Raw genomic sequence first — 19,146 nt, 5'->3', positions numbered from 1 at the left:
AATGTTGGTAGCCCAAGCAGTACAAGTAACATAATTGAGGTGAAGAAATGATACAGAAATCACTTCCAAGTCTGTTTACGATCGGTAATCTGATGCTTGGAATGTTTGGTATCTTGATGGCATTTGACGGCAAGCTCAGCATGGCCGCGATCCTGGTCATTATTGCCATGCTGCTCGACGGGCTGGATGGCCGTGTGGCCCGGGCGCTGAAGTGCGAGAGTGAATTCGGCAAGGAGCTGGATTCCTTATCCGATGTGGTATCCTTCGGGGTAGCACCGGCGCTGATCATGTACCTGACCAGTCTGCAGGAGCTGAACTCTGCTCTGGGCTGGACCGTAACCGCCATTTTCCCGGTATTCGGAGCTTTGCGTCTGGCCCGGTTCAATGTCCGCCCGGGAATTCCGGGATATTTCGTAGGTTTGCCGATTCCTGCTGCAGGCGGGGTTCTTGCCACGCTGGCGCTTTTCCATAAAGATGTATCTGCCCCATTCATGATTGTGGCCTCGCTGCTGCTCTCTTATCTGATGGTCAGCACCGTGAAATACCCGAATTTCAAGAAGATTGGCCTGCCTAAGAAAGCATACGTAGGCGCACCTGTAGTCATCGTAATCGCGGTAGCCGTTGCTGTGGTCTTCCCTGAACAGATTGCCAAGCTGATCTTCGGACTGCTGGCCCTGTATGCCTTGTACGGCTTCCGGCAAAGTGTAGGTGTGCTTAACGCCCGCCGCCAGCGCCGCCGCAGAAAGAGACGCACCGAAGACAAGGTTTATCATTCCAAGAACGGTTAGTCATCATTCAGCACTTATTCCATTTCGTGTTCCGATATGTAAAAAGGCATTGCCCTTCCCTTAACCGGGAGGAGGCAATGCCTTTTTGGGTTGGAGCTGTCCGTTCGTGGAAATGGAGGAAGTGTGGGCAGTCCTGCCTGCTTACGACAAGTTGAACAATCCGAGCGTAGCGCATTTCTGGGATTCCTCAGCGACCACCTCGTCCATTTGGATACCAAGCAAATTGCAGAGTGCTGACATATAGAACAATTCGCGGCCCAGTTCGGAGCCAATGACCTCCCGGCAGTTCTCGCACAGCTCGCCTTCAAGATGGGTTCCGGCCAGCTCTTTGGCCTGTTCCAGACCGAGGCCCGGTTCAAACACCTGCTTGGTGGCATGTAATTGGATGCAGCCGCATTCGGTGATGGCCTTGACGACCGCCCGGTTAACGGAAGCGCTGCTCTGCCCGTTCTTGGACATTACATCCAGAAGACTACGGTGGCGGAGCAGCAGTTCGGAGACTTGATCCTGAAAGGCCTGCAGACTTGGTGCGCTCATTTCCCTTCCCCCCTGGATTCATAATTGAGTTCATTATATGCCAAGCTCTCCCTCATTTTCAACCAGGAATAGCAGTTTACGGCAAGGCTGCGGGCGATATATGCATTATTTGTAAAAAATAATGTTCTGGCGGATTATCGTCCTAAAAATTGGAACATACTGGTGAGGTATAGATGAACTTTGGATGAATAGAAGGAGGTGCGGGATGATGTGGAAAAAGGTTGTTGTGTCATTCGCCGGGTTATGCGGCGCCTGGTCCGGTTATTCGCTATATCACGCAGCAGAAAGAGGGTTCCCTGTAGGCACAGGGAAACTGGAAGATAGCTTGCCTTTGCATGGAAGCGTTTTGTTTGCGGTGCTGGGTGCCATTATTTTTTTGATCGCCGGGACTTTATGCGCAGATTGGGCGGCTTCCAGACTGAAGGAAGCGGTCCGGTACTGCTCGCGTCTTCCGATGGGCGAGCTCGCAGCCGGCGTGGCAGGCCTGACCGGAGGTCTGCTGCTGTCCCTGCTGCTGTATCCTGCTATGGCCTGGCTGGGCAAGGCGGGAGAGCTGCTGCAGGTCGCAGCCACCCTGGCGCTCGGATACCTGGGCCTGCGGGTCGGACTGGAGAAGAAGGAGGAGCTGGCTTCGCTCTGGAACACCGGACGCTGGGCGCGTGCCGCCGAGCCGGACAGCCCCGGTACCCAGGAGCATAAGATTCTGGACACCAGCGTGATCATCGACGGCCGGATTGCCGACATCTGCAAAACAGGCTTCATCGAAGGAACGATTGTGATTCCCGAATTCGTGCTGGAGGAGCTGCAGCATATCGCAGATTCTTCCGATCTGCTCAAGCGTAACCGGGGACGCCGGGGACTGGATATCCTGAACAAGATTCAGAAGGAGCTGGACGTCAAGGTGCTGATCTATGAGGGGGACTTCGAGGAGATCTCCGAGGTGGACAGCAAGCTGGTCAAGCTGGCAAAGGTGCTGCACGGCAAGGTGGTCACGAACGACTTCAATCTCAACAAGGTCTGCGAGCTTCAAGGTGTGTCCGTGCTGAATATTAATGATCTGGCCAATGCGGTGAAGCCGGTGGTGCTGCCGGGTGAAGAAATTATCGTCCAGGTGATCAAGGACGGCAAGGAGCATGGACAAGGTGTCGCTTATCTGGACGATGGCACGATGATCGTTGTCGAAGGCGGCCGGGATTATATCGGCACTACGATGGAGGTTCTGGTGACCAGTGTGCTGCAGACCTCAGCAGGCCGGATGATTTTTGCCAAACCGAAGCTCCTGGAAAAAGCGCAATAACCGCCTTACGGCTCCCGTCTGCGCCGGATAAGCTTGGAAATGCCAGCCAAACACGTTATGATGGGTGTATACGTGAAAGACAGGAGCCGAAAGAATGTCAAACAGTGTAGGCGCCGTTATCGTGGCGGCAGGCAGAGGGACCCGGATGGGGACAGCAGAGAGCAAGCAATATTTGCTGCTGCAGGACAAGCCGATTATTGTGCATACTCTGGAGGTCTTCCAGCAGCATGAGCTAATCTCGGAAATCGTGCTGGTTACCGGTGAAGAGGATGTGCAGCGCTGCCGGCAATGGGTGGAGAGCTACAAGCTGGATAAAGTGGCTGCAGTCATTCCCGGAGGCGCTGAACGCCAGCACTCGGTCCGCCGGGGGCTGGAGGAGCTTACAACTACATGGGTCATGGTGCATGACGGTGTCCGGCCGTTTGTACAGGGCAGCGAGATCAAGGCTTGTTATGAACAGGCCAGGTCTGCGGGAGCTTCTGTGCTGGCGGTTCCGGTTAAGGATACGATCAAGCTGGTGGACGGTGAAGGCAAGGTGCTGTCCACGCCGGATCGGCGAAGTCTGTGGGCGATTCAGACCCCGCAGACTTTTCGTTTGTCCGATCTGCTCTCTGCCTATGAGGCGGCGGAGCGGGACGGCTTCCTCGGCACAGATGACTCCAGTCTGGCGGAGCGCAGCGGCATCAGCGTCTCTGTCGTGGAGGGAAGCTACCGGAATATCAAGATCACGACGCCGGAGGACCTGGATTTCGCTGAATTCATTAGAAGCAGGGAGGAACACCGATGATTGCTGTAGGACAAGGATTTGACGTACACCAGCTGGTCGAGGGAAGGCCGTGCATTATTGGCGGAGTAACCATTCCTTATGAGAAAGGGCTGCTCGGGCACTCCGATGCGGACGTATTGCTGCACGCTGTATCCGATGCGATTCTGGGGGCGCTGGGGCTGGGGGATATCGGCCGGCATTTTCCCGATACCGATCAGGCCTTCAAGGACGCCGATAGCCTGAAGCTGCTGGAGCAGGTGTGGGCGCTTGCGCGTGAGCGCGGATACCGGCTTGGCAACATCGATTCGACCATTATTGCACAGAAGCCGAAGATGGCGCCGTACATTCCGCAGATGACGGAGATTATTGCCCGTGCACTGGGGGCAGACCCGTCGAAGGTCAATGTCAAAGCAACCACGACCGAGCAGCTTGGCTTCACCGGGCGCGGGGAAGGAATTGCCGCCCAATCTATTGTCTGTCTGCTCCAAGATGTGATATCATCGTGAGATGGCTTTATCAGCAGCTGATTGTCTAATTCTAACCAAACTTTAGCGGAGGGATACCCATGGCGGATCAAGTTCGGGTGCGTTACGCACCGAGCCCTACGGGACATTTACATATCGGAAATGCCAGAACAGCTCTATTTAATTATCTGTTCGCCCGCAATCAGGGCGGCAAATTCATTATCCGGATCGAGGACACGGATCTGAAGCGCAATATTCCGGAAGGAGAGCAGAGCCAGCTTAAATACCTGAAATGGCTCGGAATCGACTGGGATGAAAGTGTGGATGTAGGCGGAGAATACGGGCCATACCGCCAGACGGAACGTCTGGACATGTACCGGGTGTACACGCAGGATCTGCTGGACCGCGGTCTGGCTTACCGCTGCTACTGCACGGAGGAAGAGCTGGAGGCTGAACGGGAGGAGCAGACAGCACGTGGTGAGACCCCGCGTTATTCCGGCAGACACCGTAATCTCACCGAGGAGCAGCGCCTCGCCTATGAAGCGGAAGGACGCATTGCCAGCATCCGCTTCAAGGTTCCTGAAGACCGCACTTATACCTTCGATGATATTGTCAAAGGCAGCATCTCCTTCAATACCAAGGAAATGGGCGACTTCGTCATTGTGAAGAAAGACGGCATTCCGACCTACAACTTCGCTGTCGCGGTCGATGATCATCTGATGGAGATCTCCCATGTTCTGCGCGGAGAAGATCACATCTCCAATACGCCTCGCCAGCTCATGATCTATGAAGCCCTGGGCTGGGAAGCGCCGCTGTTTGGACACATGACGCTGATTGTCGGCGATGACCACAAGAAGCTGAGCAAGCGCAATGAATCGATTATTCAGTTCCTTGAGCAATATGACCAGCTTGGTTACCTGCCGGAAGCGCTGTTCAACTTCATCGCCCTGCTCGGCTGGTCGCCTGAGGGGGAAGAGGAGATCTTCACCAAGGAGCAGCTGATCTCGATCTTTACAGCTGACCGCCTGTCGAAGAGCCCGGCCGTATTCGATGCGAATAAGCTGGCTCATCTGAATAACCATTACATCAAGCACGCCGATCCTAAGCGGATCGCCGCGCTTGCCATTCCTCATCTGCAGAAGGCGGGACGTCTGCCGGAGGTTCTGAGCGAGGAGCAGCAGAGCTGGGCGGAGAGCCTGGTTGCGCTGTATCAGGAGCAGATGGTAGCCGCATCGGATATTGTCGCCCTCTCCGAGCTGTTCTTCCGCAGCCACCTGGAGCTGGAGACAGAAGCGGCTCAGGTGCTTGCTGAGGCTCAGGTGCCTGAAGTGCTGTCCGCCTTCCTGGCGAAGGTGGAGGCCACCGGTGATTTCAGCGCGGCCAACATGGCTGTGCTGATCAAGGAAGTGCAGAAGGAGACCGGACACAAAGGCAAAGCGCTGTTTATGCCGATTCGTGTCGCCCTTACCGGCCAGATGCACGGCCGCGATCTGAATGCGACGATTGCGCTGCTCGGCCGCGACCGGGTTATCGAACGCCTGAAATCACAGATCAAAGGCGCGTAAAATGGGCGGATACCTGAACGGGGCTACTTGTCAGTTCAGCGGCTTTTCGCTAAGATAGATGTTAAGATAGAAGCATAGGATAACAGCTGGGATCAGGAGAAGTACGCGTATACTGACATTTGCCAGAGAGAATAACCGCTTAAGGGCGATTGCCCTTAGCAGGCTGGGAGTTATTCATTTGTCTGCCGCTGAACATGCACCTGTGAGCTGCACGGTTGAACGCCCCGGACTGGGGACTGTAGACTGTGCCGGGATCGTTGCCGTTACAGACGCCAAGAGGAACAACGGATGCATACGCTGCTGCTGATAACAGTATCGATGTACGGGGAATGTTCAAGCAGAGTGGGACCGCGGTTAGACGTCTCTGCAGCGATGAGCTGCAGAGGCGTTTTTTGTTGAAATATAGCGGATAATATCTTCCTAAGCGTACCTGTACACAGGAGGCGGGAAGCCAAGAAGAGGGGAACCGTGATGTTTAAGCAGTTCAAATCGGACATTCGGGCAGTATTCGACAACGACCCGGCTGCCCGCAGCTGGTTCGAGGTGGTGTTCACCTACGCCGGGCTTCACGCCATCTGGGCACACCGGATTGCCCACTCTTTCTATAGACGCCGCTGGTTTACGCTGGCACGCATCGTCTCCCAGATCAGCCGGTTCATGACCGGTGTGGAGATTCACCCGGGCGCCGTAATCGGCAGCCGGTTGTTCATTGACCATGGCATGGGGATTGTCATCGGGGAGACTTGTGAAATCGGCGATGATGTGATTATCTATCAGGGGGTCACTCTGGGCGGAACCGGCAAGGAGAAGGGCAAACGCCATCCGACTGTCGGCAACAATGTGGTCATCGGCTCCGGGGCCAAGGTATTGGGATCGTTCCGCATCGGCGATAATTGCAATATCGGCTCCAACGCAGTCGTTCTGCGCGAGGTTCCAAGCAACAGCACGGTTGTAGGCAATCCCGGGCGTGTGGTCAAGCGCAACGGGGAGCGTGTGTCCGACCGGCTGGATCATACGAAGATGCCGGACCCGCTGATCGATTCCCTGCGCTTCCTGCAGAAGGAGATCGAAGAGATCCGGGAACAGCTTGGCTCCGAAGACAAGCAGAAGCAGGAGCAGCGGCGGCTGGAGAGCCAGCAGTATATCGGGGATTACGAAATTTGAAGCTACCGGCAGCTACGAAGTCCGGGGACAATAGAAGGGTTGGATGAAGAATGGTAATGCAGATCTATAACACCATGACGCGCAGTAAGGAAGTCTTTGTGCCGCAGGAGCCGGGTAAGGTGAAAATGTACGTATGCGGCCCTACCGTATACGGGTATATGCATATCGGCAACGCAAGACCGGTGATCGTGTTTGATATGGTGCGCAACTATCTGGAGGCGCTTGGCAATGAAGTCCGCTATCTGACCAACTTCACAGATGTGGATGACAAAATGATCCGCAAGGCGGAAGAGATGAACATTACCGTAGCAGAGGTTGCTGATATGTTCATCAAGGCCTACCAGGAGGACCTTGCCGGGCTTGGGGTGAAGCCGGCGACGATGAATCCGCGCGTGACGGAGAGCATGGACAAGATTATTGAATTCATTCAGGAGCTGGAACAGAAAGGCTATGCCTATGAGAATGGCGGGGATGTATATTACCGGACCGGCAAATTCGCGGATTACGGCAGGCTGTCGCGGCAGAATCTGGAGGAGCTGCGCTTCGGTATCCGAATTGAGGTTGATCCGCGTAAGGAGAACCAGGAGGATTTCGTGCTCTGGAAGGCTGCCAAGCCGGGTGAGGTGCACTGGTCCAGTCCTTGGGGGGAAGGACGTCCGGGCTGGCATATCGAGTGCTCCGCGATGGTCCGCGAATATTTGGGCACCACGATTGATATTCATGGCGGCGGTGAGGACCTGAAGTTCCCCCATCATGAGTGCGAGTGCGCCCAGACGGAGGCATTGACCGGCCAGCCGCTGTCGAATTATTGGATGCACAACGCTTTTCTGAATATCGGCGATGAGAAAATGTCTAAGTCACTCGGGAACGGACTGCTGGTGAAGGATATCCGTGCCCGCTTCAAGATGGGGGCGATCCGTTACTTCATGCTGTCCAGCCATTACCGCAACCCGCTCAATTTCACCGAGGAAGCCTTGCTGTCTGCCGAGAAAAGCGTGGAGCGCATCGCTCTGGCGGAAGGCAACGTGAAGCACCGTCTTGAGCTGGACGGGGATGGCGGCAAGGGTGAGGCTAGTCCGCACATCACGGAGCGGCTTGCTGCGATTGTCGGCAATTTCCATGCCCGGATGCAGGATGATTTCAACACACCGGATGCCATCACCGCTGTGTTCGACTGGGTGAGCCTGGCCAATCTCACGCTTGCTGACCAGCAGGCGCGTAAGACTGACCTGGCAGCGCTTCTGAAGGCTTATGCCGAGATGAATGCGGTGCTGGGGCTTACGGCGGAAGCAGAGGAAGAGGTAGCAGGTGAAGAGATTGAGCGGCTGATTGCAGAACGGGCAGAGGCGCGTAAGAACAAAAACTGGGCCCGGTCCGATGAAATCCGCGATGAGCTGAACGCGCTGGGCATTCTGCTGGAGGACACTCCGCAGGGGATGCGGTGGCGGCGTAAATGAGCGGACAGTTTGATATAAGCAGCGCCTGGTTCCCGTACGGACCCTCGAAGGAAGCGCATCTGCTCCCGCCCATCGTTCTCGCCTATGCCGGAGATGCCATTTATGAGGTGGCGGTGCGGCAATATCTGATCTCCCTGCCCAATCTTCGTCCGAATCATCTACACCGTTCAGCCACCGGGCTGGTCTCGGCCAGAGCGCAGAGCACGATTCTTGCGCACCTGGAGCCGCTGCTTACGGAAGAGGAGAAGGATGTGGTCAGACGGGGGCGCAATGCCAAATCCGGCTCCGTCCCGAAGAATGCGGATGTGCTGGAATACCGTCATGCCACTGCTTTTGAATGTCTGATCGGCTATTTATATTACACCGGGCAGCAGGGGAGAATACAGGAGCTTGTTCACAGCGGCATCGAGTACATGCAGCAACGGTCAAAGTGAGTTCAAATCAGGCCAGATGTTTATAGGTATATATGGGCATATAGAACAGGAGATAAGACAATGGAAGAATTGAGAACGGAAGAGGAAATTCTGGCAGGCAAGCATTCGGTGCTAGAAGCGCTTAGAGCCGGACGTACACTGAACAAAATATGGATCGCCGAAACCGCGCAAAAGCATCTGACCGCGCCGATCATGGCGGAAGCGCGCAAGGCGGGCATTGTCATCCAGCATGTTGACAAGCGCAAGCTGGATCAGCTCGCGCCGGGCGTTCAGCATCAGGGCGTGGTGGCGCAGGCAGCGCCGTTTGCCTACACGGAGGTTGCTGATATCCTGGCGGCAGCTGAAGCCAAGGGAGAGCCGGCTTTTCTGCTGCTGCTTGACGAGATTGAAGATCCGCACAACCTGGGGTCTATTCTGCGTACGGCAGACTGCACAGGTGTACATGGAGTGATTGTGCCGAAGCGCCGCTCCGCGCAGATTACAGCCACCGTCTCCAAAACCTCGGCCGGCGCGGTTGAATATGTGCCCGTTGCCCGTGTAACCAATCTCGGACAGACGATCGACCGGCTGAAGGAGCTGGGCGTCTGGGTGGTGGGAACGGATGTGGATACCGATCAGAATCTGTTCGGATCGGATATCTTCACCGGCCCGGTAGCGGTGGTTATCGGCAATGAGAATAAGGGCATGGGCCGCCTGATCCGGGAGAAATGCGATGTGCTGCTGAAGCTGCCGATGGCAGGAAGAATCAACTCTCTTAATGCTTCGGTAGCTGCCGGTGTAGTCATGTACGAGGTTCTCCGCCGCCGTCAAGAACAGGGCTGAGTATGGCAGACTGGCGTGATATCCTGCTCGTTGACGGCTATAATATGATCGGCGGCTGGCCGGAGCTGGCGGCACTGTCGCAGACCGACATGCAGGGCGCGCGCGACCGGCTGCTGGATCTGCTGGCCGACTATCAGGCATTCTCCGGGCTGCGCGTCATCGCCGTATTCGATGCCTACCGGGTGCCGGGCCTTGGCCGGTCCTTTGTGCAAGGGAAGGTCCAGGTTTTCTTCACCAAGGAGAAGGAGACGGCGGATGAGTGCATTGAACGGCTGGTTGGAGAATTTACGCACCGCCGCAGGCAGATTTCAGTAGCCACCAGTGATTTCATCGAGCAGCATGTCATTTTTGCACAGGGGGCTCTGCGTATTTCGGCCAGGGAGCTGCGGCTTGAGATCGAAGAGAACCAGAAGCAGGTGAAGAAAGTCATTGAGCCCGGAAGCGTGAACGCCACCCGTCACTCGCTGGAGGACAAGTTGCCCCCGGAGACGCGCAGACGGCTGGAGGACTGGCGCAGACAGTAAGTCCGGGAAGCAGCCGGCAGGTTCGGGAAAATGACATAATATGTTATTGAAGATTGTTTTTGGACAATCTGCGGTTGACGGTGTAAGGTAACATAATATATACTGTTCCTATATTTCGCGAAGTAACGATGTGTCTTGCGTTGCAGCCGGGGGGATTCTTGGTGAGTGTCGACCTCAAGGAATTAATGCTGTCCGAGTACGATTTCATAAGTGATGAAGAGATTGTCGAGATCTTCCGTGGTGGCGACAGTGGCGCATTGGAGCATCTGATTAACAAGTACCGCAATTTCGTGCGTGCCAAGGCCCGTTCCTATTTCCTGATCGGAGCCGACCGTGAAGATATTGTCCAGGAGGGCATGATCGGTCTGTACAAGGCGATCCGCGACTTCAAGGGTGACAAGCTGTCTTCATTCAAGGCTTTTGCCGAGTTGTGTATTACCCGCCAGATTATCACGGCCATTAAGACGGCTACCCGCCAGAAGCATATTCCGCTGAATTCCTACGTCTCGCTGGACAAACCCATCTATGACGAGGATTCGGACCGGACGCTGATGGATGTGATCTGCGGAACACAGGTGCTTGACCCGGAAGAGCTGATTATTAACCAGGAAGAGTTCATCGGTCTGGAAGATAAGATGGCGGAGATTCTGAGTGATCTGGAACGCAAAGTGCTGATGCTCTATCTGGACGGACGCTCCTATCAGGAGATTGCCGAGGATTTGAAGCGGCATGTGAAGTCTATCGACAATGCTTTGCAGCGTGTGAAGCGCAAATTGGAAAGATATCTGGAAGTGCGTGACAATTAATGATATAATGAACCAGGAAGGCTCGGAACCCGAGTCTTTTTTTAGTTGCCGGCAGCAGGTTTAAGCCTAAGCGGAATGCACCATAATGAATACGGTAGACAGCGAGTGGCAAAGGAAAAGCATGTTCAGAGATCACGTACGGCGCAAGGCGGCGGCACCCGGAATTACCCAGTGCGATGGGGGAAACTTTCGTTGACACAAGCGTTGATATTATGCTAAAGTGTTTTAGGTAGGCCTAAATTCGCGGCTTTTTTTTGAATCAATATTTGCGTCTTCTAATTTAACGGTTAGAAGTACGTCTTCGGGAGGTGCACATCATGCGGGTAATTATCACTTTGGCTTGTACTAGTTGCAAACAAAGAAACTATGCAACAACCAAAAACAAGCGAAATCACCCCGACCGCTTGGAGATGAAGAAATTTTGCAAGTTCTGTAACGAGCAAACTCCTCATCGCGAAACCAGATAGTCTGTGGAGGTGTAGTCGGCGTGAAACGTAGTTTCAAGTCTTTGTTTTCCTTTTTCACTGAGAGCTGGAGTGAACTCAAAAAGGTTCGCTGGCCTAATCGTAAAGAACTGAAAAACTATACTTTGATCGTTCTCGGTACAATTGTAGTTATTTCTCTTTACTTCTGGGTTCTGGACATCGGTATTTCCGCTGTGATTGAAGCGATTATTTAGAGAGGTCCCAGGTGGCTTGATATGGAAAAAAGATGGTACGTTGTTCATACCTATTCCGGGTATGAGAATAAGGTCAAGGCCAATTTGGAAAAACGCGTTGAGTCCATGGGCATGGAGGACAAAATATTCCGCGTTCTTGTTCCTATGGAAGAAGAACTGGTAAACAAGGATGGCAAGAAGAAAACGGTCATGCGCAAAGTTTACCCTGGTTACGTTTTGGTCGAAATGATTCAGACGGATGATTCCTGGTATGTAGTCCGCAATACGCCGGGCGTGACCGGATTCGTCGGTTCAACCGGTTCGGGGTCCAAGCCTACCGCACTGCTCCCTGAAGAGGTTGATCAAATTCTGAAGCATATGGGCATGGTTGAACCTAAAGCGAAGATTGATTTCGAAATTAAGGAATCCGTACGTATTATGGTCGGTCCATTTGCGAATTTTGTGGGCTCCGTGGAAGAGATTTTGGCAGACAAAAGCAAGATCAAGGTGCACGTCAACATGTTTGGACGGGAAACCCCGCTCGAGTTGGATTTCACTCAAGTGGAGAAAATATAACAAGCGCAAGGGTTTCTTGTGGGAGAATGTCGTATGACATTCGAATACCACTATTTACGCAAGGAGGTGTCACTCATGGCTAAAAAAGTTATTAAAATGGTGAAACTGCAGATTCCTGCAGGGAAAGCGAACCCAGCGCCTCCAGTAGGTCCGGCGTTAGGTCAAGCAGGTGTCAACATCATGGCATTCTGTAAGGAATTCAACGCTCGTACTGCCGACCAGGCTGGCCTGATCATCCCGGTTGAAATTACAGTATTTGAAGACCGTTCCTTTACCTTCATCACCAAAACTCCTCCGGCTGCTGTTCTGCTCCGCATCGCTGCAAAAGTAGAAAAAGGCTCCGGTGAACCGAACAAGAAAAAGGTAGCGAAGATCGGCCGCGCAGCGGTTCGTGAAATCGCAGAAACCAAAATGCCTGACCTGAACGCTGCATCTGTTGAAGCTGCAATGCGTATGGTTGAAGGTACTGCCCGCAGTATGGGTATCACAATCGAAGACTAATTGTATTCGATGAACCGGTCATTTATGACCGCATTATGTGGGAGGAATTTCCGCTAATACCACAAAGGAGGAACATTTTCATGGCTAAACATGGTAAGAAATACCTGGAATCTGCCAAGCTGATCAACAGCGAAGCAACCTATGAGCCTTCAGAAGCTGTAGAGCTTGTGAAAAAGGCAGCCACTGCCAAGTTCGACGAAACCGTTGAAGCAGCAGTGCGTCTGGGTGTAGACCCTCGTAAACAAGACCAAGCCGTTCGCGGTGTTGTTGTCCTGCCTCACGGCACAGGCAAAACCCAGCGCGTGCTTGTATTTGCAAAAGGTGAAAAAGCGAAGGAAGCGGAAGCTGCCGGTGCCGATTATGTTGGCGATGCTGACATGATTAACAAGATTCAACAGGGCTGGTTCGAATTCGATGTCTGCGTAGCTACACCTGATATGATGAGTGAAGTCGGTAAACTGGGCCGTCTGCTCGGTGGTAAAGGCCTCATGCCTAACCCTAAAGCAGGTACAGTTACTTTCGATGTTACCAAGGCTGTTCAAGAAATCAAAGCCGGTAAAATCGAATACCGTCTCGACAAAGCGGGCCAAATTCACGCGCCAATCGGCAAAGTGTCTTTCAACGCTGACCAACTGAACGATAACCTTAAAGCTCTGATCGACGCTCTGAACCGTGCGAAACCTGCTGCTGCTAAGGGTGTATACCTGAAGGGCATCGCGATTTCGTCCACTATGGGACCTAGCGCTCGTGTGAACACTACTGCATTCAGATAATTAAAGGTTGACTCTTCGAGTTATCTTTGATAATCTATAACAGTTGTGAACATTAAGGTGATCAATCTTAAACTTGAATATGCTTACCGTAGACAGTAGGTGCCGCAAGGCTTAATCTCCTACCGAGGTGTTGTGATAGAAACAAGAAGTGCCAGGCTCGCCTGACTAACTTTCCGTTTTATCAAGCCTTCGTGAATCTGCGGAGGCTTTTCTAATGCCTGCGTAGGAATATCGCGGATCTTCGGAAGAATCGCCGTGACATAAATTTTCAGGAGGTGTATACCATTGGCAAATGCAAAAGTAATCCAAGCTAAACAGGATGCGGTTGATGTTGTTACCGGCAAACTGCAGAACAGTGTCTCCACTGTAGTTGCAGACTACCGCGGATTGAACGTATCGCAAGTGACTGAACTGCGTAAGCAGCTTCGTGAAGCTGGCGTTGAGTTCCAGGTCCTGAAGAACACATTGCTGCGCCGCGCAACTGCAGCGGCTGAACTGACTGATCTGGACGCTGTCCTGACTGGTCCTACAGCGATCGCTTTCAGCGAGACTGATGCGGTTGTAGCAGCCAAGATTCTGAACGACTTCGCTAAGAAGAACGACGCTCTTAAGCTTAAGGGCGGCGTAGTAGAAGGTCGCGTGATCGACGCTGACCAGCTGAAAGCACTGGCTGAGCTTCCTTCCCGCGAAGGTTTGCTGTCCATGCTGCTTAGCGTGCTTCAAGCTCCAATGCGCAACTTCGCGCTTGCAGTTAAAGCTGTTGCAGAGAAGGAAGAACAAAGCGCGTAAGCCTTTGCTTCCTGCTTCATAATCAATACCACAAACCAATTCAAATATAATGGAGGTTCAATCATGAGCAAAGAAACAATCTTGGAAGAAATTAAAGGCATGAGCGTGTTGGAACTGAACGACCTGGTTAAAGCAATCGAAGAAGAGTTCGGCGTAACTGCAGCAGCTCCAGTAGCTGTTGGCGGCGCTGTAGCAGCTGTTGAAGCTGAACAATCCGAATTCGACGTTATTCTGACAAGCGCTGGCGCTTCCAAAATCAACGTTATCAAGATCGTTCGCGAAATCACTGGTCTTGGTCTGAAAGAAGCTAAGGACGTTGTAGACAACGCTCCAAAGCCAATCAAAGAAAAAGTAAGCAAAGAAGAAGCAGAAGCTGTCAAAGCAAAATTGGAAGAAGCAGGCGCTGCTGTAGAACTGAAATAGTTCGAATCAATAGGTACTGCCCCGGAGCATGAAGCCATTCTCTCCGGTTCCCGCAACCCCCTTGAACTTGTTCAAGGGGGTTGCTCTATAACGTATACTCTATAGTGTAGAACAGATGGAAAGGGAGGATTGCATGTCGCAGCATTATTACTCGCAGCAGCCGGAAGCCCGTCATGACAGACGCAGCATCGAGACGGTTCTGAGAGGCCGGAGCCTCCGCTTTGTAAGCGACGCCGGTGTTTTTTCAAAGGGAGATATTGATCATGGCAGCCGTGTTCTGATTGAAGCAATGGAGATCCCGGACGGGGCGGAGGTGCTGGATGTGGGCTGTGGTTACGGTCCCATAGGAATTAGTGCCGCGCTGCTTGCTCCCAAAGGACATGTCACAATGATTGATATTAATAGCCGTGCCGTTGAGCTGGCCCGCGAGAATGCCCGGCATAACGGTGCGTTCAATGTTACGGTCACTGAGAGCGACAAGCTGTCCGCCGTAGCCGGGCGGAAGTTCGATGTGGTGCTTACGAATCCGCCGATTCGCGCCGGCAAGAGCGTGGTGCATGAGATCTTTGAACAGGCCTGTGACCACTTGAATGAAGGCGGGAGTCTGTGGATTGTCATTCAGAAGAAGCAGGGGGCGCCATCGGCCGTTGCCAAGCTGGAGAGTCTGTTCCCGGTGGTTGAGGAAATGGGCAAAGACAAGGGCTACCGCATTATCAGGGCTCAGAAATAAAAAAATAGCAATGCATATTGACATGCAATGCCCGTAGTGGTATTATTATAAAATGTCAGTATTAAGCTAGGCTCCATGTCTTTAGTTTGCTGAAATGTCAAGTGATATATTGTCGCCCGGTAAGTGCATGACGCAAGGCAGGTTTTTGCGGATTCGGTTATCTATGTTTCTGTCAGGCGAGGGTCGCCCTGGACAATAGATGATAGCGCATGAACTACGGCCTGGTGACGTATAATACGTACGTTTTGGGCAAATCTACTGGATAAGGAGTATTTTGGCCGTGGATAGATGTGCTCTTTTTTCGAAAGAATTCGATAAGGGGCTTTTCTGTATTTATGGCTGAACCCTGATGGTATGGTTCCATTATACGGGTCCAAACAGGGGTTCGCAATCAATTTTTAAGTGAGTAGACATGAGGGGTGAGTAAAGTTGGCAGGACATCTTGTTCAGTATGGTCGACGCACTCGGCGGAGCTATGCGAGAATTAAAGAGGTACTCGAGGTCCCGAACCTGATCGAGATCCAACAAAAATCTTATGACTGGTTTTTGGAGGAAGGATTGCGGGAAATGTTCCAGGACATCTCGCCGATCCAGGATTTCACAGGGAATCTGGTGCTTGAGTTCATTGATTACAGCCTGGGTGAACCGAAGTATACGGTTGACGACGCTAAAGAGCGGGACGTAACATATGCTGCTCCTCTGCGAGTGAAGGTGCGGCTCATCAATAAGGAGACCGGTGAGGTCAAAGAGCAGGAAGTGTTCATGGGAGATTTCCCTCTGATGACGGAGACCGGCACCTTTATTATCAATGGTGCGGAACGGGTAATTGTCAGCCAGTTGGTTCGCTCTCCAAGCGTCTATTTCAGCACGAAAGTGGATAAGAACGGTAAAAAAACTTACACCGCCACAGTGATTCCGAACCGCGGAGCCTGGCTGGAACTGGAGACCGACGCTAAGGATATTATGTATGTCCGTATCGACCGGACCCGTAAAATTCCTGTTACCGTGCTCCTGCGTGCCCTGGGCTTCGGCAGTGATGCCGAGATCCTGGAACTGCTGGGTAATGATGAATATATTCGCAATACGCTGGATAAGGACAACACGGATTCCACGGAGAAGGCGCTGATTGAGATCTACGAGCGTCTGCGTCCGGGTGAACCGCCGACGCTTGACAATGCTAAGAGCCTTCTGGTTGCGCGTTTCTTTGATCCAAAGCGCTATGACCTGGCCAATGTCGGCCGTTACAAAATCAACAAAAAGCTGCACATCAAGAATCGTCTGTTCAACCAGCGTCTGGCCCAGCCTCTGGTCGATGAGTCTACCGGAGAAATTCTGGCAGAATCCGGCCAAATGGTTGACCGTCGCCTGCTGGATGAGCTGATTCCTTATTTCGAGAAAAATATGGCTGCCAAAACCTACCGGGTTACCGGCGGAGTTATGGACAGTGAAGATATTCCGCTTCAGACGGTTGAGGTCTTCTCGCCGATTGAAGACGGCCGGGTCATCAAGCTGATTGCCAATGGCAACATTGACAAGTCGGTGAAGCATATTACCCAGGCTGATATTATCTCCTCAATCAGCTACTTTATTAATCTGCTGCACGGAATCGGCAATACGGATGATATTGACCATCTGGGTAACCGCCGTCTGCGTTCTGTTGGCGAACTGCTGCAGAATCAGTTCCGGATCGGCTTGTCCCGTATGGAGCGCGTAGTCCGTGAGAGAATGTCTATCCAGGATGCCAACGCGATTACACCGCAGGCTCTGATCAACATCCGCCCGGTCATCGCATCCATCAAAGAGTTCTTCGGAAGCTCGCAGCTGTCCCAGTTCATGGACCAGACAAACCCGCTTGCCGAGCTTACGCACAAGCGCCGTCTGTCAGCCCTCGGACCCGGCGGTCTGACCCGTGAACGCGCAGGCTTTGAAGTCCGCGACGTCCATCACAGTCACTATGGCCGCATGTGTCCTATCGAGACTCCGGAAGGTCCGAACATCGGTCTGATCAACTCCCTGTCAACCTTCGCCCGCATCAATGAATACGGCTTTATCGAAGCGCCGTACCGTTGGGTGGACCCGAAGACCGGCAAGGTTACCGAACAGATTGATTATCTGACCGCCGATGAAGAAGACAACTATGTTGTTGCACAGGCGAACGTACAGATTGATGAAGATGGCTCCTTCAAGGAAGACCAGGTTATCGTCCGTTACAATAAGGACTCGGATAACATCACTACCATGCCGAGTAACCGTGTTGACTACATGGACGTTTCACCGAAGCAGGTTGTATCGGTCGCTACGGCGCTCATTCCGTTCCTTGAGAACGATGACTCCAACCGCGCACTGATGGGATCGAACATGCAGCGCCAGGCCGTTCCGCTGCTTGTTCCGAAGGCACCGCTGGTCGGAACAGGGATGGAACACAAGTCCGCTAAGGACTCTGGTGTATGTATTGTCTCCAAATATGACGGTATTATTGAGCGCTCCTCTGCCAATGAAATCTGGCTGCGCCGTGTTGAGGCAGTCGAAGGCAAAGAAGTGAAAGGTGATATCGTTAAATATAAATTACACAAATTTATGCGTTCTAACCAGGGAACCTGCATTAACCAGCGTCCGCTGGCCAAACGCGGCGATATTGTCAAGAAGGGCGACATCCTGGCAGACGGGCCTTCCACAGAGATGGGCGAACTTGCTCTGGGCCGCAACGTAGTCGTTGCGTTCATGACCTGGGAAGGGTACAACTACGAGGATGCGATCCTGCTGAGCGAGAAGCTGGTGAAGGAGGATGTATACACTTCGATCCACATCGAGGAGTACGAATCCGAAGCCCGCGATACCAAGCTCGGTCCGGAAGAGATCACACGCGATATCCCTAACGTTGGTGAAGAGGCGCTCCGCAATCTGGATGAGCGCGGAATCATCCGCATCGGTGCCGAGATCAATGCCGGCGACATTCTGGTAGGTAAAGTTACACCGAAGGGCGTAACCGAGCTGACCGCCGAGGAACGCCTGCTGCACGCGATCTTCGGAGAGAAGGCCCGTGAAGTCCGTGACACCTCCCTGCGCGTACCGCACGGTAGTGACGGTATTATCGTGGACGTTAAGGTGTTCACCCGTGAGAACGGCGATGAGCTGCCTCCGGGTGTGAACCAGCTGGTGCGTGTCTACATCGCCCAGAAGCGTAAAATCTCTGAAGGCGATAAGATGGCCGGACGTCACGGTAACAAGGGTGTCGTTGCCCGTATCCTGCCGGAAGAGGATATGCCGTTCCTGCCGGACGGTACACCGGTACAGGTTGTCCTGAACCCGCTGGGCGTACCTTCGCGTATGAACATCGGACAGGTGCTTGAAGTCCATCTCGGGATGGCTGCACTGCAGCTCGGGATTCACGTGGCTACTCCGGTCTTCGACGGAGCACGCGAGTATGACGTGTTCGATACGATGGAAGAAGCCGGAATGCAGCGCAATGGTAAGACCGTGCTGTATGACGGACGTACAGGCGAGCGCTTCGAGCGCGAAGTTACTGTCGGCGTCATGCACATGATCAAGCTGGCTCACATGGTTGACGATAAGATTCACGCCCGTTCCACCGGTCCTTACTCTCTCGTAACGCAGCAGCCTCTGGGCGGTAAAGCCCAGTTCGGCGGACAGCGCTTTGGGGAGATGGAAGTGTGGGCGCTTGAAGCTTACGGCGCGGCCTATACCCTGCAGGAGATTCTGACAGTGAAGTCCGATGACGTGGTCGGCCGTGTGAAGACTTACGAATCCATTGTCAAAGGCGAGAATGTTCCAGAACCGGGTGTGCCTGAATCGTTCAAGGTATTGATCAAGGAACTGCAGTCCCTCGGTATGGATGTGAAGATCCTCAGCGGTGATGAGCAGGAGATCGAGATGAAGGAATTGGACGATGAGGACGAGACGTCAGGCGATAAGCTCAGCCTTAATCTGGAAGGTGCAGAGGTCGGTATCGAGTAATTCGTCAGCAAGCCGCTAATTTCATTACACAAAGGACCACGCCCTCTGTTGACCTTCTGCGTCAAGAGAGGGCGGTGGTACTAATTCAGGATATAGG

The 19,146-nt window shown here is 53.1% G+C and carries 21 protein-coding genes and 1 other annotated feature; of the genes, 20 read left to right on the top strand and 1 reads right to left on the bottom strand.

Going from position 1 to position 19,146, the window contains the following annotated elements:
• Positions 1 to 47: 47 nt before the first annotated feature.
• Positions 48 to 788: a CDP-diacylglycerol--serine O-phosphatidyltransferase gene (pssA, locus tag MHI24_RS13200; protein WP_340026039.1), complete on the top strand. Its 741-nt coding sequence runs from the start codon at positions 48 to 50 to the stop codon at positions 786 to 788.
• A gap of 141 nt (positions 789 to 929) precedes the next feature.
• On the opposite strand, the gene MHI24_RS13195 is transcribed toward pssA, so the two are convergent.
• The gene (locus tag MHI24_RS13195; RefSeq protein WP_340026037.1) at positions 930 to 1,325 is read right to left on the bottom strand and encodes a DUF1573 domain-containing protein; all 396 of its coding nucleotides are present in this window, start codon (positions 1,323 to 1,325) and stop codon (positions 930 to 932) included.
• Positions 1,326 to 1,533: 208 nt separating this feature from the next.
• Here MHI24_RS13195 and MHI24_RS13190 point away from each other — a divergent pair, with 208 nt between their 5' ends.
• The 19 genes from MHI24_RS13190 (at position 1,534) to rpoB (ending at position 19,049) form a co-directional block, all read left to right on the top strand.
• Positions 1,534 to 2,622 carry a PIN/TRAM domain-containing protein gene (locus MHI24_RS13190; protein WP_340026676.1) on the top strand — a complete coding sequence of 363 codons (1,089 nt, stop codon included), beginning with the start codon at positions 1,534 to 1,536 and terminating at the stop codon, positions 2,620 to 2,622.
• 94 nt (positions 2,623 to 2,716) lie between these two features.
• Positions 2,717 to 3,409, top strand: a complete 693-nt coding sequence (ispD, locus tag MHI24_RS13185; RefSeq protein WP_340026036.1) for a 2-C-methyl-D-erythritol 4-phosphate cytidylyltransferase — start codon at positions 2,717 to 2,719, stop codon at positions 3,407 to 3,409.
• Positions 3,406 to 3,894, top strand: a complete 489-nt coding sequence (gene ispF, locus MHI24_RS13180) for a 2-C-methyl-D-erythritol 2,4-cyclodiphosphate synthase (protein WP_340026035.1) — start codon at positions 3,406 to 3,408, stop codon at positions 3,892 to 3,894. The genes ispD and ispF overlap by 4 nt, the downstream gene beginning before the upstream one ends.
• A 59-nt stretch (positions 3,895 to 3,953) precedes the next feature.
• Positions 3,954 to 5,417 carry a glutamate--tRNA ligase gene (gltX, locus tag MHI24_RS13175; RefSeq protein WP_340026034.1) on the top strand — a complete coding sequence of 488 codons (1,464 nt, stop codon included), beginning with the start codon at positions 3,954 to 3,956 and terminating at the stop codon, positions 5,415 to 5,417.
• 471 nt (positions 5,418 to 5,888) lie between these two features.
• Positions 5,889 to 6,581 (top strand): serine O-acetyltransferase, encoded by a 693-nt coding sequence (cysE, locus tag MHI24_RS13170; RefSeq protein WP_340026033.1) that lies wholly within the window; start codon positions 5,889 to 5,891, stop codon positions 6,579 to 6,581.
• Positions 6,582 to 6,631: 50 nt separating this feature from the next.
• Complete coding sequence (gene cysS, locus MHI24_RS13165) at positions 6,632 to 8,038, top strand: cysteine--tRNA ligase (RefSeq protein WP_340026032.1); 1,407 nt, start codon at positions 6,632 to 6,634, stop codon at positions 8,036 to 8,038.
• Positions 8,035 to 8,472: a ribonuclease III domain-containing protein gene (locus MHI24_RS13160; RefSeq protein WP_340026031.1), complete on the top strand. Its 438-nt coding sequence runs from the start codon at positions 8,035 to 8,037 to the stop codon at positions 8,470 to 8,472. Before cysS ends, MHI24_RS13160 begins: the two co-directional genes overlap by 4 nt.
• 60 nt (positions 8,473 to 8,532) lie before the next feature.
• Complete coding sequence (rlmB, locus tag MHI24_RS13155; RefSeq protein ID WP_340026030.1) at positions 8,533 to 9,294, top strand: 23S rRNA (guanosine(2251)-2'-O)-methyltransferase RlmB; 762 nt, start codon at positions 8,533 to 8,535, stop codon at positions 9,292 to 9,294.
• Between the two features lie 2 nt (positions 9,295 to 9,296).
• Positions 9,297 to 9,818, top strand: coding sequence for an NYN domain-containing protein (locus MHI24_RS13150; RefSeq protein ID WP_340026029.1), 522 nt, complete (start codon positions 9,297 to 9,299; stop codon positions 9,816 to 9,818).
• A gap of 161 nt (positions 9,819 to 9,979) precedes the next feature.
• Entirely contained in the window at positions 9,980 to 10,624 is a 645-nt protein-coding gene (gene sigH, locus MHI24_RS13145) for an RNA polymerase sporulation sigma factor SigH (RefSeq protein ID WP_020427086.1), read from the top strand.
• Positions 10,625 to 10,941: 317 nt separating this feature from the next.
• Positions 10,942 to 11,091, top strand: a complete 150-nt coding sequence (rpmG, locus tag MHI24_RS13140) for a 50S ribosomal protein L33 (RefSeq protein ID WP_074086515.1) — start codon at positions 10,942 to 10,944, stop codon at positions 11,089 to 11,091.
• A 20-nt stretch (positions 11,092 to 11,111) separates the two neighbouring features.
• Positions 11,112 to 11,303: a preprotein translocase subunit SecE gene (secE, locus tag MHI24_RS13135; protein ID WP_340026028.1), complete on the top strand. Its 192-nt coding sequence runs from the start codon at positions 11,112 to 11,114 to the stop codon at positions 11,301 to 11,303.
• A gap of 21 nt (positions 11,304 to 11,324) precedes the next feature.
• On the top strand, positions 11,325 to 11,858 hold the full coding sequence (gene nusG, locus MHI24_RS13130) for a transcription termination/antitermination protein NusG (protein WP_340026027.1): 534 nt from the start codon (positions 11,325 to 11,327) through the stop codon (positions 11,856 to 11,858).
• A gap of 75 nt (positions 11,859 to 11,933) precedes the next feature.
• Entirely contained in the window at positions 11,934 to 12,359 is a 426-nt protein-coding gene (gene rplK, locus MHI24_RS13125) for a 50S ribosomal protein L11 (protein ID WP_042131235.1), read from the top strand.
• Positions 12,360 to 12,439: 80 nt separating this feature from the next.
• The gene (gene rplA / locus MHI24_RS13120; RefSeq protein WP_340026026.1) at positions 12,440 to 13,132 is read left to right on the top strand and encodes a 50S ribosomal protein L1; all 693 of its coding nucleotides are present in this window, start codon (positions 12,440 to 12,442) and stop codon (positions 13,130 to 13,132) included.
• A 68-nt stretch (positions 13,133 to 13,200) separates the two neighbouring features.
• Positions 13,201 to 13,354: a sequence feature (ribosomal protein L10 leader region), on the top strand.
• A 63-nt stretch (positions 13,355 to 13,417) separates the two neighbouring features.
• Entirely contained in the window at positions 13,418 to 13,921 is a 504-nt protein-coding gene (rplJ, locus tag MHI24_RS13115; RefSeq protein WP_340026025.1) for a 50S ribosomal protein L10, read from the top strand.
• A gap of 63 nt (positions 13,922 to 13,984) precedes the next feature.
• Positions 13,985 to 14,344, top strand: coding sequence for a 50S ribosomal protein L7/L12 (gene rplL / locus MHI24_RS13110; RefSeq protein WP_340026024.1), 360 nt, complete (start codon positions 13,985 to 13,987; stop codon positions 14,342 to 14,344).
• 133 nt (positions 14,345 to 14,477) lie between these two features.
• Entirely contained in the window at positions 14,478 to 15,074 is a 597-nt protein-coding gene (locus tag MHI24_RS13105; RefSeq protein ID WP_340026023.1) for a class I SAM-dependent methyltransferase, read from the top strand.
• A 429-nt stretch (positions 15,075 to 15,503) separates the two neighbouring features.
• A complete protein-coding gene (gene rpoB, locus MHI24_RS13100; protein ID WP_340026022.1) occupies positions 15,504 to 19,049 on the top strand; it encodes a DNA-directed RNA polymerase subunit beta in 3,546 nt (1,181 codons plus the stop codon).
• The last annotated feature ends 97 nt before the right edge of the window (positions 19,050 to 19,146 follow it).

The sequence above is a fragment of the Paenibacillus sp. FSL K6-1096 genome (assembly GCF_037977055.1).
Taxonomy (GTDB): Bacteria; Bacillota; Bacilli; order Paenibacillales; family Paenibacillaceae; genus Paenibacillus_AQ.
The sequence above is the reverse complement of the archived record's forward strand: the minus strand, read 5'-3'. Positions and strand labels throughout refer to the sequence as shown.

Excerpts from the sequence above, each read along its gene's own strand:
- pssA (WP_340026039.1), top strand. The coding sequence starts at position 48 with ATGATACAGAAATCACTTCCAAGTCTGTTTACGATCGGTAATCTGATG.
- MHI24_RS13195 (WP_340026037.1), bottom strand. The coding sequence starts at position 1,325 with ATGAGCGCACCAAGTCTGCAGGCCTTTCAGGATCAAGTCTCCGAACTG.
- MHI24_RS13190 (WP_340026676.1), top strand. The coding sequence starts at position 1,534 with ATGTGGAAAAAGGTTGTTGTGTCATTCGCCGGGTTATGCGGCGCCTGG.
- ispD (WP_340026036.1), top strand. The coding sequence starts at position 2,717 with ATGTCAAACAGTGTAGGCGCCGTTATCGTGGCGGCAGGCAGAGGGACC.
- ispF (WP_340026035.1), top strand. The coding sequence starts at position 3,406 with ATGATTGCTGTAGGACAAGGATTTGACGTACACCAGCTGGTCGAGGGA.
- gltX (WP_340026034.1), top strand. The coding sequence starts at position 3,954 with ATGGCGGATCAAGTTCGGGTGCGTTACGCACCGAGCCCTACGGGACAT.
- cysE (WP_340026033.1), top strand. The coding sequence starts at position 5,889 with ATGTTTAAGCAGTTCAAATCGGACATTCGGGCAGTATTCGACAACGAC.
- cysS (WP_340026032.1), top strand. The coding sequence starts at position 6,632 with ATGGTAATGCAGATCTATAACACCATGACGCGCAGTAAGGAAGTCTTT.
- MHI24_RS13160 (WP_340026031.1), top strand. The coding sequence starts at position 8,035 with ATGAGCGGACAGTTTGATATAAGCAGCGCCTGGTTCCCGTACGGACCC.
- rlmB (WP_340026030.1), top strand. The coding sequence starts at position 8,533 with ATGGAAGAATTGAGAACGGAAGAGGAAATTCTGGCAGGCAAGCATTCG.
- MHI24_RS13150 (WP_340026029.1), top strand. The coding sequence starts at position 9,297 with ATGGCAGACTGGCGTGATATCCTGCTCGTTGACGGCTATAATATGATC.
- rpmG (WP_074086515.1), top strand. The coding sequence starts at position 10,942 with ATGCGGGTAATTATCACTTTGGCTTGTACTAGTTGCAAACAAAGAAAC.
- nusG (WP_340026027.1), top strand. The coding sequence starts at position 11,325 with ATGGAAAAAAGATGGTACGTTGTTCATACCTATTCCGGGTATGAGAAT.
- rplK (WP_042131235.1), top strand. The coding sequence starts at position 11,934 with ATGGCTAAAAAAGTTATTAAAATGGTGAAACTGCAGATTCCTGCAGGG.
- rplA (WP_340026026.1), top strand. The coding sequence starts at position 12,440 with ATGGCTAAACATGGTAAGAAATACCTGGAATCTGCCAAGCTGATCAAC.
- rplL (WP_340026024.1), top strand. The coding sequence starts at position 13,985 with ATGAGCAAAGAAACAATCTTGGAAGAAATTAAAGGCATGAGCGTGTTG.
- MHI24_RS13105 (WP_340026023.1), top strand. The coding sequence starts at position 14,478 with ATGTCGCAGCATTATTACTCGCAGCAGCCGGAAGCCCGTCATGACAGA.